19 protein-coding genes are annotated in these 21,355 nt (G+C 62.4%); 9 read left to right on the top strand and 10 right to left on the bottom strand.

The window, feature by feature from the left end; genetic code table 11:
• Positions 1-433: 433 nt before the first annotated feature.
• The 6 genes from JQ609_RS34240 to JQ609_RS34265 form a co-directional block, all read right to left on the bottom strand.
• A complete protein-coding gene (locus tag JQ609_RS34240) occupies positions 434-1,552 on the bottom strand; it encodes a cobalamin-independent methionine synthase II family protein (RefSeq protein WP_212210128.1) in 1,119 nt (372 codons plus the stop codon).
• Between the two features lie 21 nt (positions 1,553-1,573).
• A complete protein-coding gene (locus JQ609_RS34245; RefSeq protein ID WP_212210127.1) occupies positions 1,574-2,290 on the bottom strand; it encodes an ABC transporter ATP-binding protein in 717 nt (238 codons plus the stop codon).
• Entirely contained in the window at positions 2,283-3,035 is a 753-nt protein-coding gene (locus tag JQ609_RS34250) for an ABC transporter ATP-binding protein (RefSeq protein ID WP_212277013.1), read from the bottom strand. The genes JQ609_RS34245 and JQ609_RS34250 overlap by 8 nt, the downstream gene beginning before the upstream one ends.
• Entirely contained in the window at positions 3,032-4,063 is a 1,032-nt protein-coding gene (locus JQ609_RS34255) for a branched-chain amino acid ABC transporter permease (RefSeq protein WP_212210125.1), read from the bottom strand. The genes JQ609_RS34250 and JQ609_RS34255 overlap by 4 nt, the downstream gene beginning before the upstream one ends.
• A 6-nt stretch (positions 4,064-4,069) precedes the next feature.
• The gene (locus tag JQ609_RS34260; protein WP_212210124.1) at positions 4,070-4,939 is read right to left on the bottom strand and encodes a branched-chain amino acid ABC transporter permease; all 870 of its coding nucleotides are present in this window, start codon (positions 4,937-4,939) and stop codon (positions 4,070-4,072) included.
• A gap of 196 nt (positions 4,940-5,135) precedes the next feature.
• Positions 5,136-6,302, bottom strand: a complete 1,167-nt coding sequence (locus tag JQ609_RS34265; RefSeq protein WP_212277015.1) for an ABC transporter substrate-binding protein — start codon at positions 6,300-6,302, stop codon at positions 5,136-5,138.
• 361 nt (positions 6,303-6,663) lie between these two features.
• On the opposite strand from JQ609_RS34265, the gene JQ609_RS34270 reads away from it, so the two are divergent.
• Positions 6,664-6,942 carry a hypothetical protein gene (locus tag JQ609_RS34270; protein ID WP_212277017.1) on the top strand — a complete coding sequence of 93 codons (279 nt, stop codon included), beginning with the start codon at positions 6,664-6,666 and terminating at the stop codon, positions 6,940-6,942.
• Positions 6,943-6,975: 33 nt separating this feature from the next.
• Here JQ609_RS34270 and purU read toward each other — a convergent pair whose 3' ends face one another.
• Positions 6,976-7,839 carry a formyltetrahydrofolate deformylase gene (gene purU / locus JQ609_RS34275; protein ID WP_212277019.1) on the bottom strand — a complete coding sequence of 288 codons (864 nt, stop codon included), beginning with the start codon at positions 7,837-7,839 and terminating at the stop codon, positions 6,976-6,978.
• Positions 7,840-7,980: 141 nt separating this feature from the next.
• Between purU and JQ609_RS34280 the strand changes: the two genes are divergently transcribed.
• Complete coding sequence (locus JQ609_RS34280) at positions 7,981-8,826, top strand: uroporphyrinogen-III synthase (protein ID WP_212277021.1); 846 nt, start codon at positions 7,981-7,983, stop codon at positions 8,824-8,826.
• A gap of 24 nt (positions 8,827-8,850) precedes the next feature.
• Here JQ609_RS34280 and JQ609_RS34285 read toward each other — a convergent pair whose 3' ends face one another.
• The 3 genes from JQ609_RS34285 to JQ609_RS34295 form a co-directional block, all read right to left on the bottom strand.
• The gene (locus tag JQ609_RS34285; RefSeq protein ID WP_212277023.1) at positions 8,851-9,807 is read right to left on the bottom strand and encodes a GDP-L-fucose synthase; all 957 of its coding nucleotides are present in this window, start codon (positions 9,805-9,807) and stop codon (positions 8,851-8,853) included.
• Positions 9,788-10,873, bottom strand: a complete 1,086-nt coding sequence (gene gmd, locus JQ609_RS34290) for a GDP-mannose 4,6-dehydratase (RefSeq protein WP_212277025.1) — start codon at positions 10,871-10,873, stop codon at positions 9,788-9,790. Before gmd ends, JQ609_RS34285 begins: the two co-directional genes overlap by 20 nt.
• Positions 10,874-11,177: 304 nt before the next feature.
• Entirely contained in the window at positions 11,178-11,852 is a 675-nt protein-coding gene (locus JQ609_RS34295) for a Crp/Fnr family transcriptional regulator (protein WP_212277026.1), read from the bottom strand.
• 395 nt (positions 11,853-12,247) lie between these two features.
• Here JQ609_RS34295 and JQ609_RS34300 point away from each other — a divergent pair, with 395 nt between their 5' ends.
• The 7 genes from JQ609_RS34300 to JQ609_RS34330 all read left to right on the top strand — a co-directional run bounded on the left by JQ609_RS34300 (position 12,248) and on the right by JQ609_RS34330 (position 20,519).
• Positions 12,248-13,063: an ABC transporter ATP-binding protein gene (locus JQ609_RS34300; protein WP_192737875.1), complete on the top strand. Its 816-nt coding sequence runs from the start codon at positions 12,248-12,250 to the stop codon at positions 13,061-13,063.
• Positions 13,060-14,991 carry a long-chain fatty acid--CoA ligase gene (locus tag JQ609_RS34305; RefSeq protein WP_212277027.1) on the top strand — a complete coding sequence of 644 codons (1,932 nt, stop codon included), beginning with the start codon at positions 13,060-13,062 and terminating at the stop codon, positions 14,989-14,991. The genes JQ609_RS34300 and JQ609_RS34305 overlap by 4 nt, the downstream gene beginning before the upstream one ends.
• Positions 14,988-15,881 carry a branched-chain amino acid ABC transporter permease gene (locus tag JQ609_RS34310; RefSeq protein ID WP_212277029.1) on the top strand — a complete coding sequence of 298 codons (894 nt, stop codon included), beginning with the start codon at positions 14,988-14,990 and terminating at the stop codon, positions 15,879-15,881. The genes JQ609_RS34305 and JQ609_RS34310 overlap by 4 nt, the downstream gene beginning before the upstream one ends.
• Positions 15,882-15,887: 6 nt before the next feature.
• Positions 15,888-16,961, top strand: a complete 1,074-nt coding sequence (locus JQ609_RS34315) for a branched-chain amino acid ABC transporter permease (protein ID WP_212277030.1) — start codon at positions 15,888-15,890, stop codon at positions 16,959-16,961.
• A 54-nt stretch (positions 16,962-17,015) separates the two neighbouring features.
• Entirely contained in the window at positions 17,016-18,296 is a 1,281-nt protein-coding gene (locus JQ609_RS34320) for an ABC transporter substrate-binding protein (protein ID WP_212277032.1), read from the top strand.
• A gap of 151 nt (positions 18,297-18,447) precedes the next feature.
• Positions 18,448-19,287 carry an ABC transporter ATP-binding protein gene (locus JQ609_RS34325; protein ID WP_212277034.1) on the top strand — a complete coding sequence of 280 codons (840 nt, stop codon included), beginning with the start codon at positions 18,448-18,450 and terminating at the stop codon, positions 19,285-19,287.
• A gap of 5 nt (positions 19,288-19,292) precedes the next feature.
• Entirely contained in the window at positions 19,293-20,519 is a 1,227-nt protein-coding gene (locus JQ609_RS34330; RefSeq protein WP_212277036.1) for a phenylacetate--CoA ligase family protein, read from the top strand.
• Positions 20,520-21,355: the final 836 nt, after the last annotated feature.

A 21,355-nucleotide genomic window follows, 5' to 3' on the forward strand; every position in this document is an offset into this window, starting at 1 on the left:
CGACGGTGGCAATAGAGGCCGTCTCACCGGGGAGAGCGCGTTATAAGCCGTAAAGCCATTGCGCAGGGAATGTCGGATGCTCTCCGCTGCCCTGTATGCTCGTGTGCAGCCTACTTAGCACAATCGCACACGAGACCGCGGGTGCAGCGCGCATCCGGCATTCCCTGCGCCCTCTGAATTGAAGAGGGTAAGGAATTTCTGGCAAAGCTCGGGCGCAATGCGTCGCGACAATGCGAAGGTGTGTTTGGATAATGGTGCCAACAACAAACACCACCGTCGTCCCGGCGAACGCCGGGACCCATACGCCGCGGCGCATCGGTCAGAGCGCCGGCGTTAGAGACCTACTGCAAACAATAACCGCCGCGGCGTATGGGTCCCGGGTCAAGCCCGGGACGACGTGTGGAGAGAGCCGGGACGACGCGGAGTTATGGAGCTACTTCCCCCACACCTCGTTGGCGACATCGACCGCGAGCTTCAGCTTGGCCCACTGCTCTTCCTCGGACAGGATGTTGCCTTCCTCGGTCGAGGCGAAGCCGCATTGCGGCGATACCGCGAGCTGCTCGAGCGGCGCGAATTTTGCGGCCTCCATCAGCCGGCGCTTGATGTCTTCCTTGTTCTCGAGCTCGCCGAACTTCGAGGTGATGACGCCGACCACGACCACCTTGTTGCCCTTCGGCAGATAGCGCAGCGGTTCGAAGCCGCCGGCGCGGTCGGAATCATATTCCAGGAAATAGCCGTCGTAATTGGTGCCGGCCAGCATGGTCTCCGCGACCGGCTCGTAGCCGCCGGAGGAAATCCAGGTCGAGCGGAAATTGCCGCGGCAGACATGGGTGGTGACAATCATGTCGGCCGGCCGCTCGGCCAGCGCGTAGTTGATGACGCGGGCATAGATCTCCTGCAGGCCATCGGGATTGTCGCCGCGCTCGCGCGCCTTCTGCAACTCGTCCGGCGAGCAGAGATAGGCCCACACGGTGTCGTCGAACTGCAGATAGCGGCAGCCGGCGTCATAGAACGCCTTCACCGCCTTGCGGTAGGTCTTGCCGAGGTCCTCGAAGAAAGGTTCGAGATCGGGATAGACGTCCTTGGAGATCGCCTTGCGGCCGCCGCGGAAATGCAGCACCGCGGGCGACGGGATCGTCATCTTCGCGGTGACATGCGCGGTGTCGCAATGCTTCTTCAGAAACCTGAAGTGATCGAGCATCGGATGGTTGTCGGGGAAGTCGAGCTTGCCGATGACGCGGATGGCGTCATGCCGGGTCTGGACGCCGGCGAACTGGATGCCCTGGTCGGGATGAAACAATTCGCAGCCGGTCAGATGGCTCAGGAAATCGAAATGCCACCAGGAACGGCGGAACTCGCCGTCAGTCGCGAGCTTGAGGCCGAGCGAGGCCTGCTTGTGCACGACCTTTTCGATTTCCATGTCCTCGGCCTTGCGCAGGTCCTCGGCCGTGATCTCACCCTTCTCCAGTTTGGCGCGCGCTTCCTTGATGCGCTGCGGCCGCAACAGGCTGCCGACCTCGTCGGCACGGAACGGGGCTTTGGTTCGCTGCATGGTCTTACTCCCAGGAATTATCTAGTGTGCGGCGGCGCCAGCGACGCCAAGATAGCGTTCGAGTACCGCAGGATCGGCCTTCAGGGCGCTGGAGGCCGCATCATGGACGATCGCGCCGCGTTCCAATATCACAACCCGGTCGGCCAACCCCAGAATCTTTTGGGCATTCTGCTCGACAATAATCGAGCAGATGCCCCCCGCGCGGGTAATGGTGCCGAGCGCCCGCAGCAGTTCCTCGACGATGATGGGCGCCAGCCCCTCGGTCGGCTCGTCCAGCAGCAGCACCTTCGGATTGAGCGTCAGCGCCCGGCCGATCGCCAGCATTTGCTGCTCGCCGCCGGAGAGCTGGTTGCCGAAATTACTGCGGCGTTCCTTCAGCCGCGGAAACATTTCGTAAACCCTGTCGACGGTCCAGGGTCCGGGCTGGGCCACCGCGGTCATGTTCTCTTCCACCGTCAGCGAGCGGAAGATGTTGCGCTCCTGCGGCACCCAGCCAATGCCGGCGCGCGCCCGCTGGTCCGGCCGCATCGGGGTAATGTCGAGCCCGCCAAGCGCGACAGTGCCGCCAAAACGCCGGGTGATCCCGACGATCGAATTGATCAGCGTGGTCTTGCCGGTGCCGTTGCGGCCGAGCAGCGCCAGCACCTGGCCTTCGCCTAATGTCAGCGACATCCCCGGCAGCACCACCGCTTGCCCGTAGCCGGCGCGCAGGTCGTTGATGGCGAGCAAATCAGACATCAGCAGCCTCGCCGAGATAGACCGCCTTGACCTGGGGATTGCGCGCCACCTCGTCCGGGGGGCCCTCGACCAGCATGGCGCCGTTGACCAGCACCGAAATCCGGTCGGCGAACGAAAACACCAGATCCATGTCGTGCTCGATCAGAAGCACCGTGACGTCGCGCGGCAGCGCGGCGACGGCTGCCAGGATATCGTGGCGCTCGCTCTCGGGCACACCGGCGGCGGGCTCGTCGAGCAACAGCACCCGCGGCTTGGTCGCGATCGCGACCGCGATCTCGAGCAGGCGCTGCTTGCCGTAGGGCAGCGTCGCGGTGAGTTCATTCATGACGTCGAGCAGGTGAAAGCGCGACAGCGTCTCGGCGACCTCCTGGTTGACGTCGCCCCGCGTCCCCATCCGCCGCCACCAGTCGCCGCCGCGGCCGAGCCGTTCGGACACCGCAAGCCCGATGGTCTCCAGCGGCGTCAAATCGGCATAAAGCTGGTTGATCTGGAAGGTGCGCGACAGCCCGCGCAGCACCCGCTTATGAACCGGCAGATCGGTGATGTTGTTGCCCTCGAGCAGGATGCGCCCGGCATTGGGGGCAAGCACGCCGGTGAGCAGGTTGATGACCGTGGTCTTGCCGGCGCCGTTCGGCCCGATCAGGGCATGGCGGGCGCCCTGCTCGACCCGCAGCGACAGGTCACGCGTGACCTTGAGGCCCCCGAATGATTTTTCAAGTCCCTCGGTTTCCAGCGCGATCGTCATGGCGCGTCACTTTCGGGAACGGCCACGACGGCTTTGCGCCCGGCGATTTTCCGGATCACGAGATTGGGCAGCCACAGCGCCCAGCGATGCATGCGGTCGCGGCCGACCAGCACGATCACGACCAGCACGAGGCCGATCCAGAACAGCCAGTATTGCGGCGTGATGGTGGAGAAGAACTCCTGCAGCATCTTGAAGACAACAGCGCCGATCAGGCCGCCATAAAGATAGCCGGTGCCGCCGAGCACCAGCACCAGCATCAGATCGGCCGATTTTTCGAACGCGAACACGTCGAGCGAGGCCAGCGCCGTGGTCTGGGTGAACAGCGCGCCGGCAATGCCGGCGTAGAACGCGGCCAGCGTATAGATCGCGATCAGGCGGCGGTTGACCGGCACGCCGATGGCGGATGCCCGCAGCGGATTGTTCTTGATCGCGCGCAGCGACAGGCCGAACGGCGAGTTCACCACCCGGCGCGCGAGCAGGAACAGCAGGAACAGCACGATCAGCGAGTAGAAGAAGCCGGTCTTGCCGAACATGTCGAAGGCGAAGAGCCCAAGGATCGGCGCCATCTCGATGCCCTGCAGGCCGTCAGTGCCGCCCGTGATGTTGGAGAAACGCTCACCCAGCGCCTCCAGCAGCAACGCGATCCCGAGTGTCACCATCAACCGCGTCAGGTCGACGCCGCGGATCACCAGGAAACTGGTGAGAAAGCCGAGCACCATGGCGACGAGGCCGGCCGCAACCAATGCAATCACCGGTTCGGTGATGATGCCGTGCAGCGCCAGCAGCCCGGCACAATAGGCGCCGACGCCGAAGAAGGCGGCGTGGCCGAGCGACACGATACCGGCATAGCCAAGGATCAGATCGAGCGACAGCGCGAACAGTGCCAGCCGCAGGATGTCCGTCATGATCAGATAGCGCGACGGAAACAGGAATGCGCAGGCCAGCACCAGAACCCAGAACGCGATTTCGCCTCCGCGCCAGCGGGAGCGGGCCATGGCATGAGACGAGATTTCGGGAAGCGCGCTCATAGCGGCTCACCGCGCCGCGGTGCGGCCGAACAGACCGTTCGGGCGCCAGATCAGGATCACGATCATGATGGTGTAGATGACGAAGGGCCCCATCTTGGGCACGTAATATTTGCCGGCGACGTCGCCGATGCCGAGCAGCAGCGAAGCCAGAAACGGCCCGGTGATGCTGGAGGAGCCGCCGACGGTGACCACGATCAGGAAGTAGATCATGAACTTGAGCGGAAAATACGGATCGAGGCCGAGAATTTCGGCGCTCAGCGCGCCGCCCAGACCGGCAAGTCCGCAACCGAAGGCGAAGGTAAAGGCAAACACTTGCGGTACGTTGATGCCGAGGCCGCTGGCGGCACGGGGATCATCGACCGCCGCGCGCAAACGGCTGCCAAACCGGGTTTTCGCCAGGATCAATTGCAGCCCAACCGTGAGCAGGCCGCAGATCACGATGATCATCAGCCGGTAGCGGCCGATGCCGACGCCGAAGAAATCGAACTGGCCCTCGAGCGCCGCCGGCAGCTTGATGAAGATGCGCGACGATCCCATGATGTAATCGACCGACGCCACCGACATGAAGGTGAGGCCGATCGTGAACAGCACCTGGTCGAGGTGGCTTCTGGTGTAGAGATGGCGGTAGAGCGTCCGCTCCAGCGCCACGCCGATCACGGCGCTCACGACAAAGGCGAGCGGCAACGCCGCAAAGAACGGCCAGCCGGAATTGTTGACCAGGACGGCGCAGACATAGCCGCCGGTCATCGCGAACGCGCCGTGCGCGAGGTTGACGAAGTTCATCAACCCGAGCGTGACGGCAAGGCCGCAGGCCAGCACGAACAACAGCATGCCGTAAGCGACGCCGTCGAACAGGATGGTGAAGAGCGTAGTCATGGGATCGGCTTAGCGAACGTTAGAGAGAGACACAAAACTTGCAACGTCGTCATGGCCGGGCTTGACCCGGCCATCCACGTCTTCCTTGCAATACGGCGAACGAGGACGTGGATGCCGGCACAAGGCCGGGCATGACGGAGAGAGCGGACGCGCGCCCCCGATGTGCAAGTGCACATCGGGGATGACGGCTTCGCCGTCACTTCTTCGTCTTGCCGGAATCCTTGACCGCCTCGAAGGTCGCGAATTCGACGTTGTAGAGTTCGCCGTCGACCTTCTCGACCTTTCGGATGTAGATGTTCTGGACGATGTCGCGGGTTTCCGGATCGATCGAGATCGGACCGCGCGGGCTCTCCCACTTCATGCCCTTCATCGCCGCGATCAGCCCATCGCCGTCGGTCTTGCCGCCGGTCTTCTTCAGCGCTTCGTAGATCAGGTGGATGCCGTCGTAGCCACCCACCGCCATGAAACCCGGACGCTGGTTATAGGCCTTCTTGTAGGCCGCGACGAAATCCTTGTTGGCGGCCGACGGGTGCGCTGCGGAGTACAGATGCGCGGTGACAGTGCCGAGCGCCGCATCACCCATGCCGTTGAGCAGATCGTCATCCATCACGTCGCCGGGGCCGATCACCTTGATGCCCGCTTTGTCGAGGCCGCGCTCGGCATACTGCTTCATGAAGTTGCCGCCCTGCCCTGCCGGCACGAACACGAACACCGCATCGGGCTTGGCGTCCTTCATGCGCTGCAGGAACGGCGCGAAGTCCGGATTCTGAAGGGGCACCTTGACCTCTTCGACAATCTCGCCGCCACCGGCGGTGAAGTTCTGCTTGAAGAAGGTCAGCGCGTCGTTGCCGGGCGCGTAGTCGGAGGTCAGCGTCGCGACCTTCTTGATGCCGTTCTTGGCGGCCCAATCACCGATGATGGTGGAGGACTGCGCCAGCGTAAAACTGGTGCGGACGATATAGGGGGAACGCTCGGTAATGATCGAGGTGCCGGCGGCCATCACGATTTCCGGGACCTTGGCCTGGGTCGCCAGCGGCGCCGCGGCCAGGGCTGCCGGCGTCACGCCGAAGCCGGCGATGAAACTGACCTTGTCGTTGACGATCAATTCCTGGGCGAGGCGCTTGGTGTTGTCGGGAACCGCGCCGTCATCCTTCAGGATGACCTCGATCTTCCTGCCGGCGACGGTGTCGCCCTTCTGCTGCATGTAGAGCTTGACGGCGTTGTCGATCTGCTTGCCGGTCGACGCCTGTCCGCCGGTCATCGGCAGGATCAGGCCGATCTTGACGGCGTCCTGCGCACTTGCGGGTATCACAGCCAGCACGACGGCGCCTGCGGCCAGCAGCATTTGACGACGAATAAACATGAATTTTTCTCCCCCTGATCGGTCTTGTGCCTTGAACCGAGTCCCCGGCCCTTGCCTCACCATAGCCCATATTTTTCGGCCGGGTAGCGCCACGACATGGCGTCTCGCCGCGGCCTGTTGTCAATCGGACGAAGGGCGCGTTTGCTTGGGCACGTCCCGCAGGGCGTTCCTGCGTCGGGTCGCAAGCAGTATGATAACACCGTCCGCGCACTGGCCGGTCCAACCGTTTCCTGCCCTCGTTCCATTTGTACATTTGTACAAATAAAATGTTCCTGTCAACAAAGAAGCGGGAGGTCTTGCCCTGCCGCAAGACGGCCCCAAATCCATCATCCCTAAAGGTCTAATGTGTAACCTGCCGTCCATGTCGATCCGTACCCGCCAATTCCTTGTCCACGTTGCTGTCGCGCTCACGGGCTGCTCGCTGAGTGGCTGCGGGACCATCAACGAAAAAATCTCGGCCGGGGTCAGCGACGCCATTCCGGCCTGGGCCGGCGGCGTGCCGGCGGACGCGCCACCGCGGCCGGGCACCGCCAAGTACGACGAGTTCATGAGGGAACGCGAGCGGAAACGGCTGCTGCCCGCCGCAGAGCGCGGCGAGGAAGCAAAACCCGTCTCATCGTCGCAGAGCGGCATTCAGTAGGCGCCAGTGTTGCTGGCGAGCCTGCTGGTCGAATCAATCCATGAACACGACGGTCTTGCGGCCATTGAGGATCACGCGGTCCTCGAGATGGTGCCGCATGGCGCGCGCCAGCACGCGGCGTTCGATATCGCGGCCCTTGCGCGACAGGTCTTCGGGCGTATCGCGGTGGCTGATGCGTTCGACGTCCTGGTCGATGATCGGGCCTTCATCGAGGTCGCGCGTCACATAGTGCGCGGTCGCGCCGATCAGTTTGACGCCGCGCTCATGCGCCTGGTGGTAGGGCCGAGCGCCTTTGAAGCCCGGCAGGAACGAGTGGTGGATATTGATGCAGCGACCCGAAAGCGCTTCTGACATCTCATCCGAGAGAATCTGCATATAGCGCGCCAGCACCACGAGGTCGGTGCCGCTGTCCTGCACCAATTTCAGGACCGCCTGTTCCTGCTCGCGCTTGGTCTCCTTGGTGACCGGCAGATAGTGGAACGGGATCGCGCCGAAATCGAGATTGCCATAGATCTCGCGCGGATGATTGGAGACGATCGCGGTCGGGATCATCTGAAGTTCGCCGGTGCGCCACCGATAGAGGATATCGACCAGGCAATGATCCGATTTGGAAGCCAGCAACATCACCCGGCGGCGGCTGGCGCGATCGCGCATCTGCCAGTCCATGCCAAAGCGGTCGGCGATCGCGGTAAAGCCGGTCTGCAACGCCGCCAGTTCGACCACGAGGTCGGCGGCGGTGAACACCACCCGCATGAAGAATTTTTTGGTCTCGACATCGTCGAACTGCTGGGCGTCGAGGATGTTCTGGCCGTTATGTGCGAGAAAGGTCGACACCGCGGAGACGATGCCGGGACGATCCGGGCAGGACAGGGTCAACACGAATTGATGATCGGGCATGGCGCGGACTTGATTACAATTCAGGCAGAAGGGTGAGAACGGCTCGTTGCGGCCCTGCTCTATCACCGCCAAGGCGCTTGCGCCAATCCGGAAACCGGAGTCAGGATGAACAAAGCACGACGATCTGAGTTGGAGCGAGTCATGGCAGACAGACTGAACGGCTACCGTATCCTGATCCTGGAAACGCGCGAGGAGGCGCAGTTTTCCCGCCTGCTCACGGAGCAGGGCGCGGACGTGCTGCAATGTCCGATGTTCACCATCCACGACGCACCCGATCCGGCGCCGATCGAGGCCTGGATCAAGCGGTGCGTCAACATGCCATTCGACGATCTGGTGCTGATGACGGGCGAAGGCCTACGCCGGCTGATGAAGGTCGTGCGCCGCATCGGTCTCCAGGGAGAATTCGTGGCCGCGCTCGGCAAGGCCCGTAAATTTGCGCGCGGCCCCAAACCTGGCCGGGCGCTGCGCGAAATAGGGCTGGAGCCGCAGATGACGACGGAGAAGCCGACCTCCGAAGGCATCGCCGAGATGCTGTCGCGCATCGATCTGAACGGCCATCGCCTCGGCCTGCAGCTTTATCCGGACAAGGATCACAGCGTCCTGATCGGCGCGATCAAGTCGCTGGGCGCCGAGGTCGATATTGTGCTGCCCTATGCTTACGATGCGCAGGCGGCCGAGGCCAACATCGTCACCGCCATCGATGAGATGGCGCAGGGCCGCATCGATGCGATCGCGCTGACCAATTTAGGCCAGGTCCGCCGTCTCGTCGAAGTCGCTCGGGCGCGTGGATGCGAGGCGCGGTTGCGAGAGGGGTTGGCGCAAACGCCAATTGCATCGGTGGGGCCCGTGGTTTCCGAAGAACTCAAATCCCACGGGCTGAGCGCCGACATATCGCCTGCCGATGACGCCTACTTCATGAGGCCGCTGATATCGGCGATGGCGATGGCGCTCGGCAAGACTCCGCCGCGTGCGACGGCTATGAAGTAGCCGCATCGTCGCAATGACGAAAAATCACTCGGCCGCTTGCTTCGATTCGTTCAGATAAGCCTGATAGGCGAGCTTGAGGCCATCCTCGAGCGACGTGCTGGCGCGCCAGCCGAGTTTGGCCAGCCGACCGCTGTCGAGCAATTTGCGCGGCGTTCCGTCCGGCCGCGAGGTGTCATAGCTGATCTCGCCACTATAGCCGACGGTCGCGGCGACCAGTCGGGCGAATTCGGCGATGGTGATGTCCTCGCCCGCGCCAATATTGATGAGTTCGCCGCTGGAATAGGTCTTCATCAGATAGATGCAGGCGTCCGCGAGATCGTCAACATAAAGGAATTCGCGCCGCGGCGAGCCAGTACCCCACACCGTCACGTTCCGCGCCCCCGAGACCTTCGCTTCGTGGAATCTGCGGATCAGCGCAGCGACGACGTGGCTGTATTCGGGATGATAATTGTCGCCGCGGCCGTACAAATTGGTCGGCATCACGTTGATGAAGTCGGAGCCGTACTGGCTGCGATAGGCTTCGACCATCTTGATGCCCGCGATCTTGGCAATCGCGTAGGGTTCGTTGGTCGGCTCCAGCAGTCCCGTCAGCATGGAATCTTCGTGCAGCGGCTGCGGGGCCAGCTTGGGATAGATGCAGGAGGAGCCGAGGAACATCAGTTTCTCGGTCGCATTGACATGCGCGGCGTGAATAACGTTGGTCGCAATCACCAGATTGTCGTAGAGGAATTCGGCCCGCAGCGTGTTGTTGGCGACGATGCCGCCAACCTTTGCCGCCGCCAGAAACACCGCTTGCGGGCGCTTGGCGGCGAACCATTGGTTGACCGCGGCCTGGTCGCGCAGATCGACTTCGGCGCGCGCAATCGTCAGCAGTTCGACGCCTTCCTGCGCAAGTCGGCGCACCAAAGCCGCCCCGACCATACCGCGATGCCCGGCGACGAAAACCGTCTTGCCCTTTAGCTCAAACGGAATTCTTGCCATTGGCAGCCTCTCGTCTTGCGGCCGCAAGATCGCCTGCGACCATTTCCTTGACCAACTGGGCGAACGGCGTCTTCGGTTTCCAGCCCAGTTTCTCCCGCGCTTTGCTGGCATCGCCGATCAGGAGATCGACTTCGGTCGGCCGGAAATACATGGGATCGATGCGCACGAGGATCTTGCCCGACTTCTTGTCGATGCCTTGCTCATCGACGCCCTTGCCGCGCCATTCGATGGTTCGGCCCACTTCCGCAAACGCCAATTCGACGAATTCGCGCACCGAGCGGGTCTCGCCGGTCGCCAGCACGAAATCGTCTGCTACATCGACCTGCAAGATTCGGTGCATGCCTTCGACATAGTCCCGCGCATGGCCCCAGTCGCGCTTGGCCTCGAGATTGCCGAGATAGAGCGTATCCTCAAGGCCGGTCTCGATCCGGGCCACGCTGCGCGTGATCTTGCGGGTGACAAAAGTCTCGCCGCGGATCGGGCTTTCGTGATTGAACAGGATGCCGTTGGAGGCGAACATGCCATAGGCCTCGCGGTAGTTCACCGTGATCCAGTAGCCATAGAGCTTGGCCACGGCGTAGGGCGAACGCGGATAGAACGGCGTGGATTCCCTCTGCGGCACTTCCTGAACCAGGCCGTAGAGCTCCGAGGTCGACGCCTGGTAAAACCGCGTCTCCTTCTCCATGCCGAGGATGCGGATCGCTTCCAATAGGCGCAGCACGCCGATGCCGTCGGCATTGGCGGTGTATTCCGGGCTCTCGAAGCTGACGGCGACATGGCTTTGCGCGGCGAGATTGTAAATTTCGGTCGGCCTGACCTCTTGCATCAGCCGGATCAGGTTGGTGGAGTCGGTCATATCGCCGTAATGCATCAGGAACGGCACGTTGCCGGCGTGCGGATCCTGATAGAGATGGTCGACCCGCGCCGTATTGAACGAGGATGAGCGGCGCTTGATGCCATGCACAGTGTAACCGAGACCGAGTAGATACTCGGCCAGATAGGCACCGTCCTGGCCGGTGACGCCCGTAATCAGCGCGACGCGCTGCTTCGAATCATGACCCGACATTTTCTCTCCAATACCCCGGCGCCGCCTCAAGCAGCGCGAACGCCAGTAAGTTCCCCGGCCGCCGGACACCCCAACCCCTCCAGTACGTCCGCAGGGCTGGCAAAGCCCCTCGCAGCCCATTCGCCCAGCCCAACCGGACGCGCAAGGGGCTTCAACCATGCGGCGCAGGCCATAGCATCCGGCCCCGGCGGAGTCTAATCCTAAAACCGTGTGGAATCAGACCTTTAGGCGCCAAGTGCGGGCTAGCCCATCGGTCAACCTGTTCCAGTCAAAGGCAAGGCCCGCAGCGCACGGATTTACGGCGTCACTCGCCATAGCGACGTAACCGATCGAGGTCGATGATGGTCACCCCGCCATATTCGAGCCGGAGCAGGCCTTCCTTCTCCAGCCGCTTCAGGCACTGGTTGGCATTTTGCCGGGAGATGCCCGACAACGCCCCGATTTCTTCCTGCGTGATCTCGAGATGTGGCGTGAGATCGGGATACAGAATGGGATTGAACAGGGAGGCGATCGAACGCGCCAGGCGCGCGGTCGCATCTAGCGTGCGGCCGTATTCGAGCAGCCCGATGAACTGGCCCAGACGCTCGTTGAGTTGCCGGACCAGGAAACGATTGAATCCAACACTGTTCTCGAACAGCCAGATGAAGGTGGTGCGGTTCATCATCGCCAGACGGGTGTCGCGCAACGCCACCACGTCGTAGCGGCGGGGCTCGTTTTTGAGCACGGAACCCTCGCCAAACCAGGCACCGGCCGTCAGGCCGGCAAAACTGGCGGCCTTGCCGCCGCGGGATACGATCCCCATCCGGGCCAGACCCGAGACAACGCCGGTCCAGTATTCGAAGGGGTCGCCGCGCATGAAGATGAATTCATTGGCGCGGTAGGATCTTTCGACGATGCCGGCGCGCGCGATTTCGGTCTCGCGAGCGTTCAATTCGCGTGACCAGGAGGCGATGCGTTTCAAGGAATCCGGAGCAATCATGATCTCATCGACTATCCCCTGCGACCTCTGCCTTCGTCATATTGCACCGCACAACATCCTGACTACCCTTTCTCGATCGGTAGAGACCTCCAGGCACGTTACGCCGCCGAAATTTGCCGGCCAATTGTCAGGCACATGACATTTCAACGTAACGCTTTCCACTATTGAGAGCCACCTCGCGCCAGCCGACTTACGGCGCGCGGTAATCGGCGGAGATCGCGGGTGCGGCGTTAGCGCGCATGTGATCTTACCGTTGAGCAAGACGACGAATGCATCGCGCGGCGCGCGGCATCATTAGTCGGATGGCTTGGCGGTACCTGTCGGTGTAGGATCGCGACGACCATTGCGAACGATAGATAAAGAGCGCTGCCTAAGCGCCGTATCTGGAGGAACGAGTGGCTTACACGTTGGAAGTGCGCGGGGTATCACTGCGCTTTGGCGGCGTCCGCGCGCTGACCGAAGTCAGTTTCGGCGTGAACGATGGCGAGTTGTTTTCGATCATCGGCCCGAACGGCGCCGGGAAAACCTCGATCGTCAATTGCATTTCGGGCCGCTACAAGCCGACCGAAGGCCAGCTGTTCTATCGCGGCCAGGACATCACGGGTCTCAATCCCAACGCGCGGCCCCGGCTCGGCATCGGCCGCACCTTCCAGAATCTTGCGCTGTTCCACCATATGAGCGTGCTCGACAACATCATGGTCGGGCGGCACCATTTGCTGAAGAACAACTTCATCACGGGATCGCTGTACTGGCTGACCGGCGCACGGCGCGAGGAACTCGAGCACCGCCGCAAGGTCGAGGAGATCATCGACTTCCTCGACCTGCAGTCGGTGCGCAAGGCCACGGCCGGTACCCTGCCCTACGGCTTGCGCAAGCGCGTCGAACTGGCGCGCGCCATGGCGCTCGAGCCGCAACTGATCCTGCTGGATGAACCCATGGCCGGCATGAACTTCGAAGAGAAGGAGGACATGGCGCGCTACATCGTCGATCTCAACGAAGAGTTCGGCATGACCGTGATGATGATCGAACACGACATGGGCGTGGTGATGGATATCTCCCACCGCGTCATGGTGCTGGATTTCGGTCGCAAGATCGCCGAAGGCGACCCGGCCGCCGTGCTCGCCGATCCCCATGTCAAACGCGCTTACCTCGGTGAAGAGGACGAAGCCCTGGTCGATCCGGACGATACGCCGGCGGAGAGCGCGGCATGATGGATTACGCCGGACGCGCCGCAAAGGCCGACACCTATCCGAAGCTGCTCCGCCTCAATGCCAAGGAGCACGGGGGCGAGATCGCGCTGCGCGAGAAGGATCACGGGCTGTGGCGCGTCTTCACCTGGAACGACTACCAGACCCGGGTGCACGATTTCGCGCTCGGCATGATCGAACTCGGCCTCGGCCGCGGCGACGTCATCGGCATCATCGGGGACAACCGGCCGGACTGGATGGCGGCCGAGATCGCCACGCACGCCATCGGCGGCATGAGCCTTGGCCTGTATCGCGACGTGCTGGATGAGGAAGCCGCCTATTTGTTGAGCTATGGCGAAGCCAAGCTGGTGTTCGCCGAGGACGAAGAACAGGTCGACAAGCTGCTGGCGCTGGCCGATCGCGTGCCCAACCTCAGGCACATCATCTATTCCGATCCGCGCGGCATGCGGAAATACGACGACCCGCGCCTGATGGAAGGGGAAAAACTTGTCGCAATGGGGCGCGACCGCGCCGCGCGCGAGAACGGGCTCTACGACCGGCTGGTGAACGCCACGAAGGGCGAGGACGTCGCAATCCTCTGCACCACGTCAGGCACCACGGCCAATCCCAAGCTCGCCATGCTGGCCGCCGGGCGGGTGCTGCGGCATTGCGCGACATATCTGGCGTTCGATCCAAAGGGGCCGGACGACGAATACGTTTCGGTGCTGCCGCTGCCCTGGATCATGGAACAGGTCTACGCGCTCGGCAAAGGGCTGCTCTGCCGGATGAAGGTCAACTTCGTTGAAGAGCCTGAGACTATGATGCACGATTTCCGCGAGATCGCGCCGACCTTCGTGCTGTTCGCCCCCCGGGTCTGGGAATCGATCGCCGCCGATGTGCGCGCCGGCGTGATGGACTCCTCGCCGCTCAAGCAAAAGCTCTATGAGCTCGGCATGAAGACGGGCCTGGCGGCGCTGGCGCAAGGCAAGCAGTCCCTGCTTGCCGACCAATTGCTGTTCCGTGCCTTGCGCGACCGCCTCGGTTTTACCCGGCTGCGCTCTGCCGCCACCGGCGGCGCTGCGCTGGGGCCGGATACCTTCAAATTCTTCCAGGCCATGGGCGTGCCGCTGCGCACCCTCTACGGCCAGACCGAACTGCTGGGAGCCTACACGCTGCATCCGGCCGACAACGTCGATCCGGATACGACGGGCGTGCCGATGGCATCGGATATCGAAATCCGCGTCGACAACCCCGACGTCAACGGCGTCGGCGAAATCGTGGTGCGTCACCCCAACATGTATCTCGGCTATTACAAGAACCCGGAAGCCTCCGCCGCCGACATGAAGGACGGCTGGATGCATTCCGGCGACGCCGGCTATTTCAACGACAACAGGCAGCTCGTGGTCATCGACCGCATCAAGGATCTCGCCGAGACCTCGCGCGGCGAACGCTTCTCGCCGCAATACTTGGAAAACAAGCTGAAGTTCTCCCCCTACATCGCCGAGACCGTCGTACTTGGCGCCGGCCGCGACGCGCTGGCGGCGATGATCTGCATCCGCTATTCGATCATCTCGAAATGGGCGGAGAAGAACCGCATCTCGTTCACGACCTACACCGACCTCTCCTCGCGCCCCGAAGTGTATGAGCTGGTGCGCAAGGAGGTCGAATCCGTCAACGCCACGCTGCCGCCGGCGCAGCGCATCTCCTGCTTCCTGCTGCTCTACAAGGAACTCGACGCCGACGACGGCGAACTCACCCGCACGCGAAAAGTTCGTCGCAGCGTCATCAACGAGAAATATGCCGGGATCATCCACGCGATCTATGGCGGCAAGCGCGACATTCCCGTCGACACCGTGATCCGCTTCCAGGACGGCACCACCCAGCGCATCCGCACCACGCTGCGGGTGGTCGATCTCGGCACCAACGCGCCGCTCGCGGAGGCCGCGGAATGAACACCCAGCTCCTGATCCAGCTTCTGGTCAACGGCCTCGTGGTCGGCACGCTCTATGGCGTGGTCGCGATGTCGTTCGTGCTGATCTACAAGGCCACCCAGGTGGTGAATTTCGCGCAAGGCGAATTGCTGCTGATCGGCGCGTGGGTGTGCTGGTGGCTGCTGACGAAGTACCAGGTGCCGTTCTATGTGGGCATGCCGATCACGCTGGTGTTCATGTTCCTGTTCGGCATCGCCATCCAGGTGGTGATCCTGCGCCCGATGGTCGGCGAGCCGATCATCTCGGTGATCATGGTGACGATCGCGCTCTCCACCGTCTTCTCCGCGCTGATGAAATGGATGTTCGGCGTCAATCTGCAGCCGTTCCCGCGCGTCTTCACCACCCAGAACGTCAACATCCTCGGACTGCAGGTGCAGACCGTCTATCTGATGAGCCTTGCGGTCTCGCTAGCGATGATGGTCGGCATGGCGTGGTTCTTCCGCCTGTCCAAATACGGTCTCGCGATGCGAGCCACCGCATTCAACCAGCAGGTGGCGCAGTCGCTCGGCGTCTCCGTGAAGAGCGTGTTTGCCATGGCCTGGGCGATCTCGGCAACGGTCTCAGCGGTGGCCGGCGTCGTGGTGGCGGTCGTCAATGGCGTCTCGGCCGGACTTTCGGCCTACGGCGTCAAGGTGTTTCCGGCCGCGATCCTCGGCGGCCTCGACAGCGTCGGTGGCGCCGTGCTCGGCGGCATCATCATCGGCCTCCTGGAGAACTTCGCGCATTTCCTCGACAGCGAATATCTGCACTGGGGCAATCTCTACGAAATCGCGCCGTTCTATGCGCTGATCATCATCCTGATGATCAAGCCCTATGGCCTGTTCGGCACCAAAGACATCGAGCGGGTGTAATCCATCATGGCAACCCAGACCCTGATCCCCGCCGGCGACTTCCGCACCACCTATGCGGCTGATACCACCGTGTTTCCGACCAGGATCAGCCGCAATGCGATGATCGTCGGCATCATCCTGATCTGCTTTGCGCCTCATGTCCTCAATGAATATACCCTCAGCCTGCTGATCCAGATCGGCATCTTCGGCATCGCAGCCCTCGGCCTCAACATCGTCGTGGGCTTCACCGGCCAGATCTCGATCGGCCATGCCGCCTTCTTCGGGTTCGGCGCTTTCACGTCAGCCTATCTGTCGAACCGATTCGGAATCCCGGTGTTCTTCTGTATTCCGCTCGCGGGCGTGGTCACGGCGGCGGTCGGCCTGATCTTCGGACTGCCCGCAGCGCGCCTGAAGGGACTCTATCTCGCGATCGCGACGCTGGCCGCGCAATACATCCTGCTGGATTTCTTCGCACGCGCCGAATGGTTCACCGGCGGCAGCGTGCCTGCGAGCGCGGAGCCGTTCTCGATCTTCGGCTATTCGCTGCGCGGCGATAAGAAATATTTCTACGTCGTGCTGGCTTACGTCATCGTCTGCTATCTGCTGGTGACCAATTTGATCCGTTCGCGCGACGGTCGCGCGCTGGTCGCGGTGCGCGACCACTATCTGTCCGCCGAGATCATGGGCATCAACCTCACCAAATACCGCACGCTGTCGTTCGGCCTCGCCGCCTTCTTTGCCGGCGTCGGCGGCGCGCTCTACGCGCATTACAACCAGGTCGTCTCCAACGAAGGTTTCGGCATCGACCGTTCGATCATTTTTCTCGCGATGATCATCATCGGCGGCATCGGCTCCGTCATGGGCACGCTGATGGGCACGGCCTTCATGGTGCTGCTGCCGGAATCGATGGAATGGCTCAGCGTCGCGCTGCGCGACAGCCCGATCGACCAATTCCTGGGACTGAAGAACAACATCGCCTTCCTGCGCGAGATGGCCATCGGCATCATCATCATCATCTTTCTGGTGTTCGAACCGGACGGACTCGCGCACCGCTGGCGACGCATCAAGGCTTACTGGAAACTCTACCCGTTCTCGCATTGAGGTAGGAACGGGACCGACAACAAAAGACCCCAACAAAAGACCGGAGGAAGTATAATGACGATGAAGATTTTATTGAGCACCGCTTCGCTTGCGCTCCTGCTCGGCGCTACTACTGCCCATGCGCAAGCCCCGATCTCGCTGGGCCATCTGGCCGATTATTCGGGCGCAACGTCCGACGTCGGAACGCCGTTCGGACAGGGCGTCGCCGACACCTACGCCTGGATCAACAAGAACGGCGGCATCAACGGCACCCAGGTCAAGGTCGATACCGTCGACTACGGCTACCAGGTGCCGCGCGCGATCGCCCAGTACAAGAAATGGTCGGGCGCCGACAAGGTTGCGGCCATTCTCGGATGGGGCACCGCCGATACCGAAGCCCTCACCGGCTTCCTCGCCGAAGACAAGATCCCCGACATCTCGGCATCCTACGCCGCAGCGCTTTCGGACCCGACCGGCGCCGGCGGCAAGGCCAAGCCCGCACCCTATAATTTCTTCTACGGCCCGAGCTATTCGGATGCCGTTCGCGGCATGCTGACCTGGGCGGCCGAGGACTGGAAGGCCAAGGGCAAGCCCGGCAAGCCGAAATATGTCCATATGGGCGCCAACCACCCGTATCCGAACGCGCCGAAGGCAGCGGGTGAAGCCATCGCGGCCGAACTCGGATTCGAGCTGCTGCCGCCGATCGTGTTCGCGTTGACGCCGGGCGATTACAGCGCGCAGTGCCTGACGTTGAAGAGCTCCGGCGCCAACTATGCTTATCTCGGCAACACCGCAGGCTCGAACATCTCGGTCCTGAACGCCTGTAAGGCCGCCGGTGTCGATGTCCAGTTCCTCGGCAACGTCTGGGGCATGGACGAGAATGCCGCCAAGGCCGCCGGCGCCGCCGCCGACGGCGTGGTGTTTCCGCTGCGCACCGCCGTGGCCTGGGGCGGCAACGCCCCCGGCATGAAGACCGTGACGGACATTTCCAAGATGTCGGATGCGGCCGGAACGGCCTACCGTCCGGTCCACTACATCGCCGGCGTCTGCACCGCGCTCTACATGAAGGAAGCCGTCGAATGGGCTGCCAAGAACGGCGGCGCCACCGGCGAGAACGTCAAGAAGGGCTTCTACCAGAAGAAGGATTGGGTGCCGGCCGGCATGGAAGGCGTCTGCAATCCGTCGACCTGGACCGACAAGGATCATCGCGGCACGCTCAAGGTCGATCTCTACCGCATGAAGGTCACCGGTGCGACCGACGCGCCGCTCAATGATCTCGTCAAGAACGGCGCGATCAAGCTCGACAAGGTGAAGGTCATCGACCTGCCGCGCAAGGCCGAATGGCTGGGCTGGTAATCTAGCGGGTCGCCCATGGCCCAAACACTCCGCCGTCATCCCCGCGAAAGCGGCGATCCAGTACGCCGCAGCCCATCCGCACAATCGCAGGCGGCTCTGGAATACTGGATCACCCGCTTCCGCGGGTGATGACGGCAGCAGGTGATCAAACATGACAGACGCAACTCAAATTGATCGCGCACCCGCGGCGGCGCCAACCACCGCGCCGCTGCTCGATGTGCGCAACATCGAGGTGGTGTACGACAACGTCATCCTGGTGCTGCGCGGATTGAGCCTCCAAGTGCCGAAAGGCGCGATCGTGGCGCTGCTCGGCGCCAACGGCGCCGGCAAGTCGACGACGCTGAAGGCGATCTCCGGCCTGCTCAAGACCGAGGACGGCGAGGTCACCCGCGGTGAGATCGTGTTCGACGGCGAGCGCATCAACGGCATCGATCCCGACAAGATCGTCCGCCGCGGCGTCTTCCAGGTGATGGAGGGCCGCCGCATCATTTCAGACATGACGTCGGTGGAAAACCTCAAGCTCGGCGCCTTTACCCGCACCGACAATGAAGTCTACGCCGACATCGACATGGTCTTCCGGTATTTCCCGCGCCTCAAGGAGCGCACGGGGCTGGCCGGTTACCTCTCCGGCGGCGAACAGCAGATGCTGGCGATCGGCCGCGCGCTGATGGCGCGTCCCAAGATGATCCTGATGGACGAACCGTCGATGGGACTTTCGCCGTTGCTGGTCAAGGAAGTGTTCGGGATCATCAAGGAGATCAACCGTGACCTCGGCGTCACCATCCTCTTGGTCGAGCAGAACGCGCGGGCGGCGCTCTCGGTCGCAAGCAATGGCTACATCATGGAACAGGGCAAGGTGGTACTCGACGGCTCGGCCGACGAATTGCGCGGCAATGAGGATGTGAAGGAGTTTTACCTCGGCGGCGCCGGTGACCAGCGCAAGAGTTTTAAAAACCTGAAAAGCTTCAAGCGCCGGAAGCGCTGGCTGTGAGCACCATGACCGACCATTATGACGACCGTGAAACGCGCGAGCCGATCCAGCGCGAAGCGGAGCTGTTCTCGCGGCTGCCGGACGTGCTGCGCCGGGCGATGGCAGCGCCTGCCTATGCCGAGCGCCTGAAGGGCACCGATCCGGCTTCCGTGACCGACCGGGCCGCGCTGGCGCGCCTGCCGGTGCTGCGCAAGTCCGAGCTCCCTGCCCTGCACAAGGCCGCACCGCCCTTTGGCGGGCTTGTGGCGGGCCTCCCTGGGTCGTTCGGACGATTGTTTACCTCCCCGGGCCCGATCTTCGAGCCTGAAGCTGTTCATGCCGACCCCTGGCGCGGCGCACGGGCGCTGTTTGCGGCCGGCTTCCGGCCCGGCGACATCGTGCTCAACACCTTCAGTTATCATCTGACGCCCGGCGGCTTCATTTTCGACGCCTCGGCGCGGGCGCTCGGCTGCGCCGTCATCCCGGCCGGCCCGGGGAACACCGAAGCGCAATTCGAGCTGATCGAGGCCTATCGGCCGGTCGGCTACAGCGGCACGCCGGACTTCCTCAAGATCCTGCTGGACGCCGCCGCCAGCGCCGGGCGCGACGTCTCCTCGATCAAACGGGCGCTGGTGTCGGGCGCGGCCTTTCCCAAATCGCTGCAGGACGAGGTCAGGGCGCGCGGCGTCGATGCCTACCAGGCGTTCGGCACCGCCGACCTCGGCCTGATCGCCTTCGAGACCGCGGCCCATGACGGCATGGTCGTGAACGAGGACCTAATCTTCGAAATCGTGCGGCCAGGCACCGGCGATCCCGTCGCCGCCGGTGATGTCGGCGAGATCGTCGTCACCTCGCTCGACCCGCACCACCCCTGGATCCGGCTCGCGCTGGGCGATCTCACCGCAGCGCTGCCGGGGACAAGCGCGTGCGGACGCACCAACATGCGCATCAAGGGCTGGGTGGGCCGCGCCGACCAGACCACCAAGGTCAAGGGTATGTTCGTGCGGCCTGAGCAGATCGCCGAGATCGGCAAGCGTCATCCTGAACTGGGGCGGCTGCGCCTCGTCGTGACGCGCGAGAGCGAGACCGACCTGATGACGCTAAAAGCCGAAGCCACGTCCGCGAGCGAGGTGCTCCGCAGCGAAATAGCTGCGACCCTGCGCACAGTGGCAAAACTCGGCGGCCTCGTCGATCTGGTGCCCGCCGGCTCGCTGCCAAACGACGGCAAGGTGATATCGGACGAGCGTGCATAACTGTGCCGATGTCCTTATGTCTCAATGGCGTGCCTTCATCTTTCTTTGCTTCAAATGGGCGTCTCATAGGATCTCTGCCCAATTTTTGTGTGTCTTGGACTGTTATCCAAGGCTGAGACAGGTCCTTCTCAGTGAGACGCCTTACTTCCTGATACGATTTGCTTTAATTACAACTATGCCGCGCCGATCCATCCGGTAAAACTTTTTTCGACTGATCGCAGCGTCCGGAGTCCGGTTATGGCGAAAATCATTTTTCTAATCGCGAAAATTTTCTCTGTACGTCACCGCTTACGGGATTAGCCTTCAAAGCGCGACGGATTGATGAGGGTGGTAGCAGTGGCGATAATTGTTTTCTTATGGCAAATATAAATCACCGTCAGCATCCATATAATGGCGGAAATTATTCTGGTATGGCGAATATTCTGGGGTGGTTGTATGGCGGAAATTGATTTTCAAGTGCGACATTGCGTAATGGTCGTTACGGCCCGGATGAATTTTTTTTCTAAATTGGCGCCACTTGGCCGCTCGCAGAATGCGTCGGCGATCGCAGAGTGCAAAGCGGGCCAACCGCGAAGCCGAGAGCGGCCTACGATGCAGTTCCGTCGTCAGGTAGTTGTTCAGAGGTTCGATTGTTGCCTCGCCGCCGATTGACGGCCGCCCGAATCGTGAAGGCGCGTTCCAAAGCAAAATGGAGGATCGTAACATCGTGGCGGCGACCACGCCTCGGCCGGTCTGTTGGCCTCTGCCGAGCTTCCGCGTCTAAAGCGGGATGGAGTTAGGTTGAATCGATTTGGGATTCCCAAATCAGTAGGTTTCTGATTCACCATGCTGGCTGG

The sequence above is a fragment of the Bradyrhizobium sp. AUGA SZCCT0169 genome (assembly GCF_018130085.1).
GTDB lineage: Bacteria > Pseudomonadota > Alphaproteobacteria > Rhizobiales > Xanthobacteraceae > Bradyrhizobium.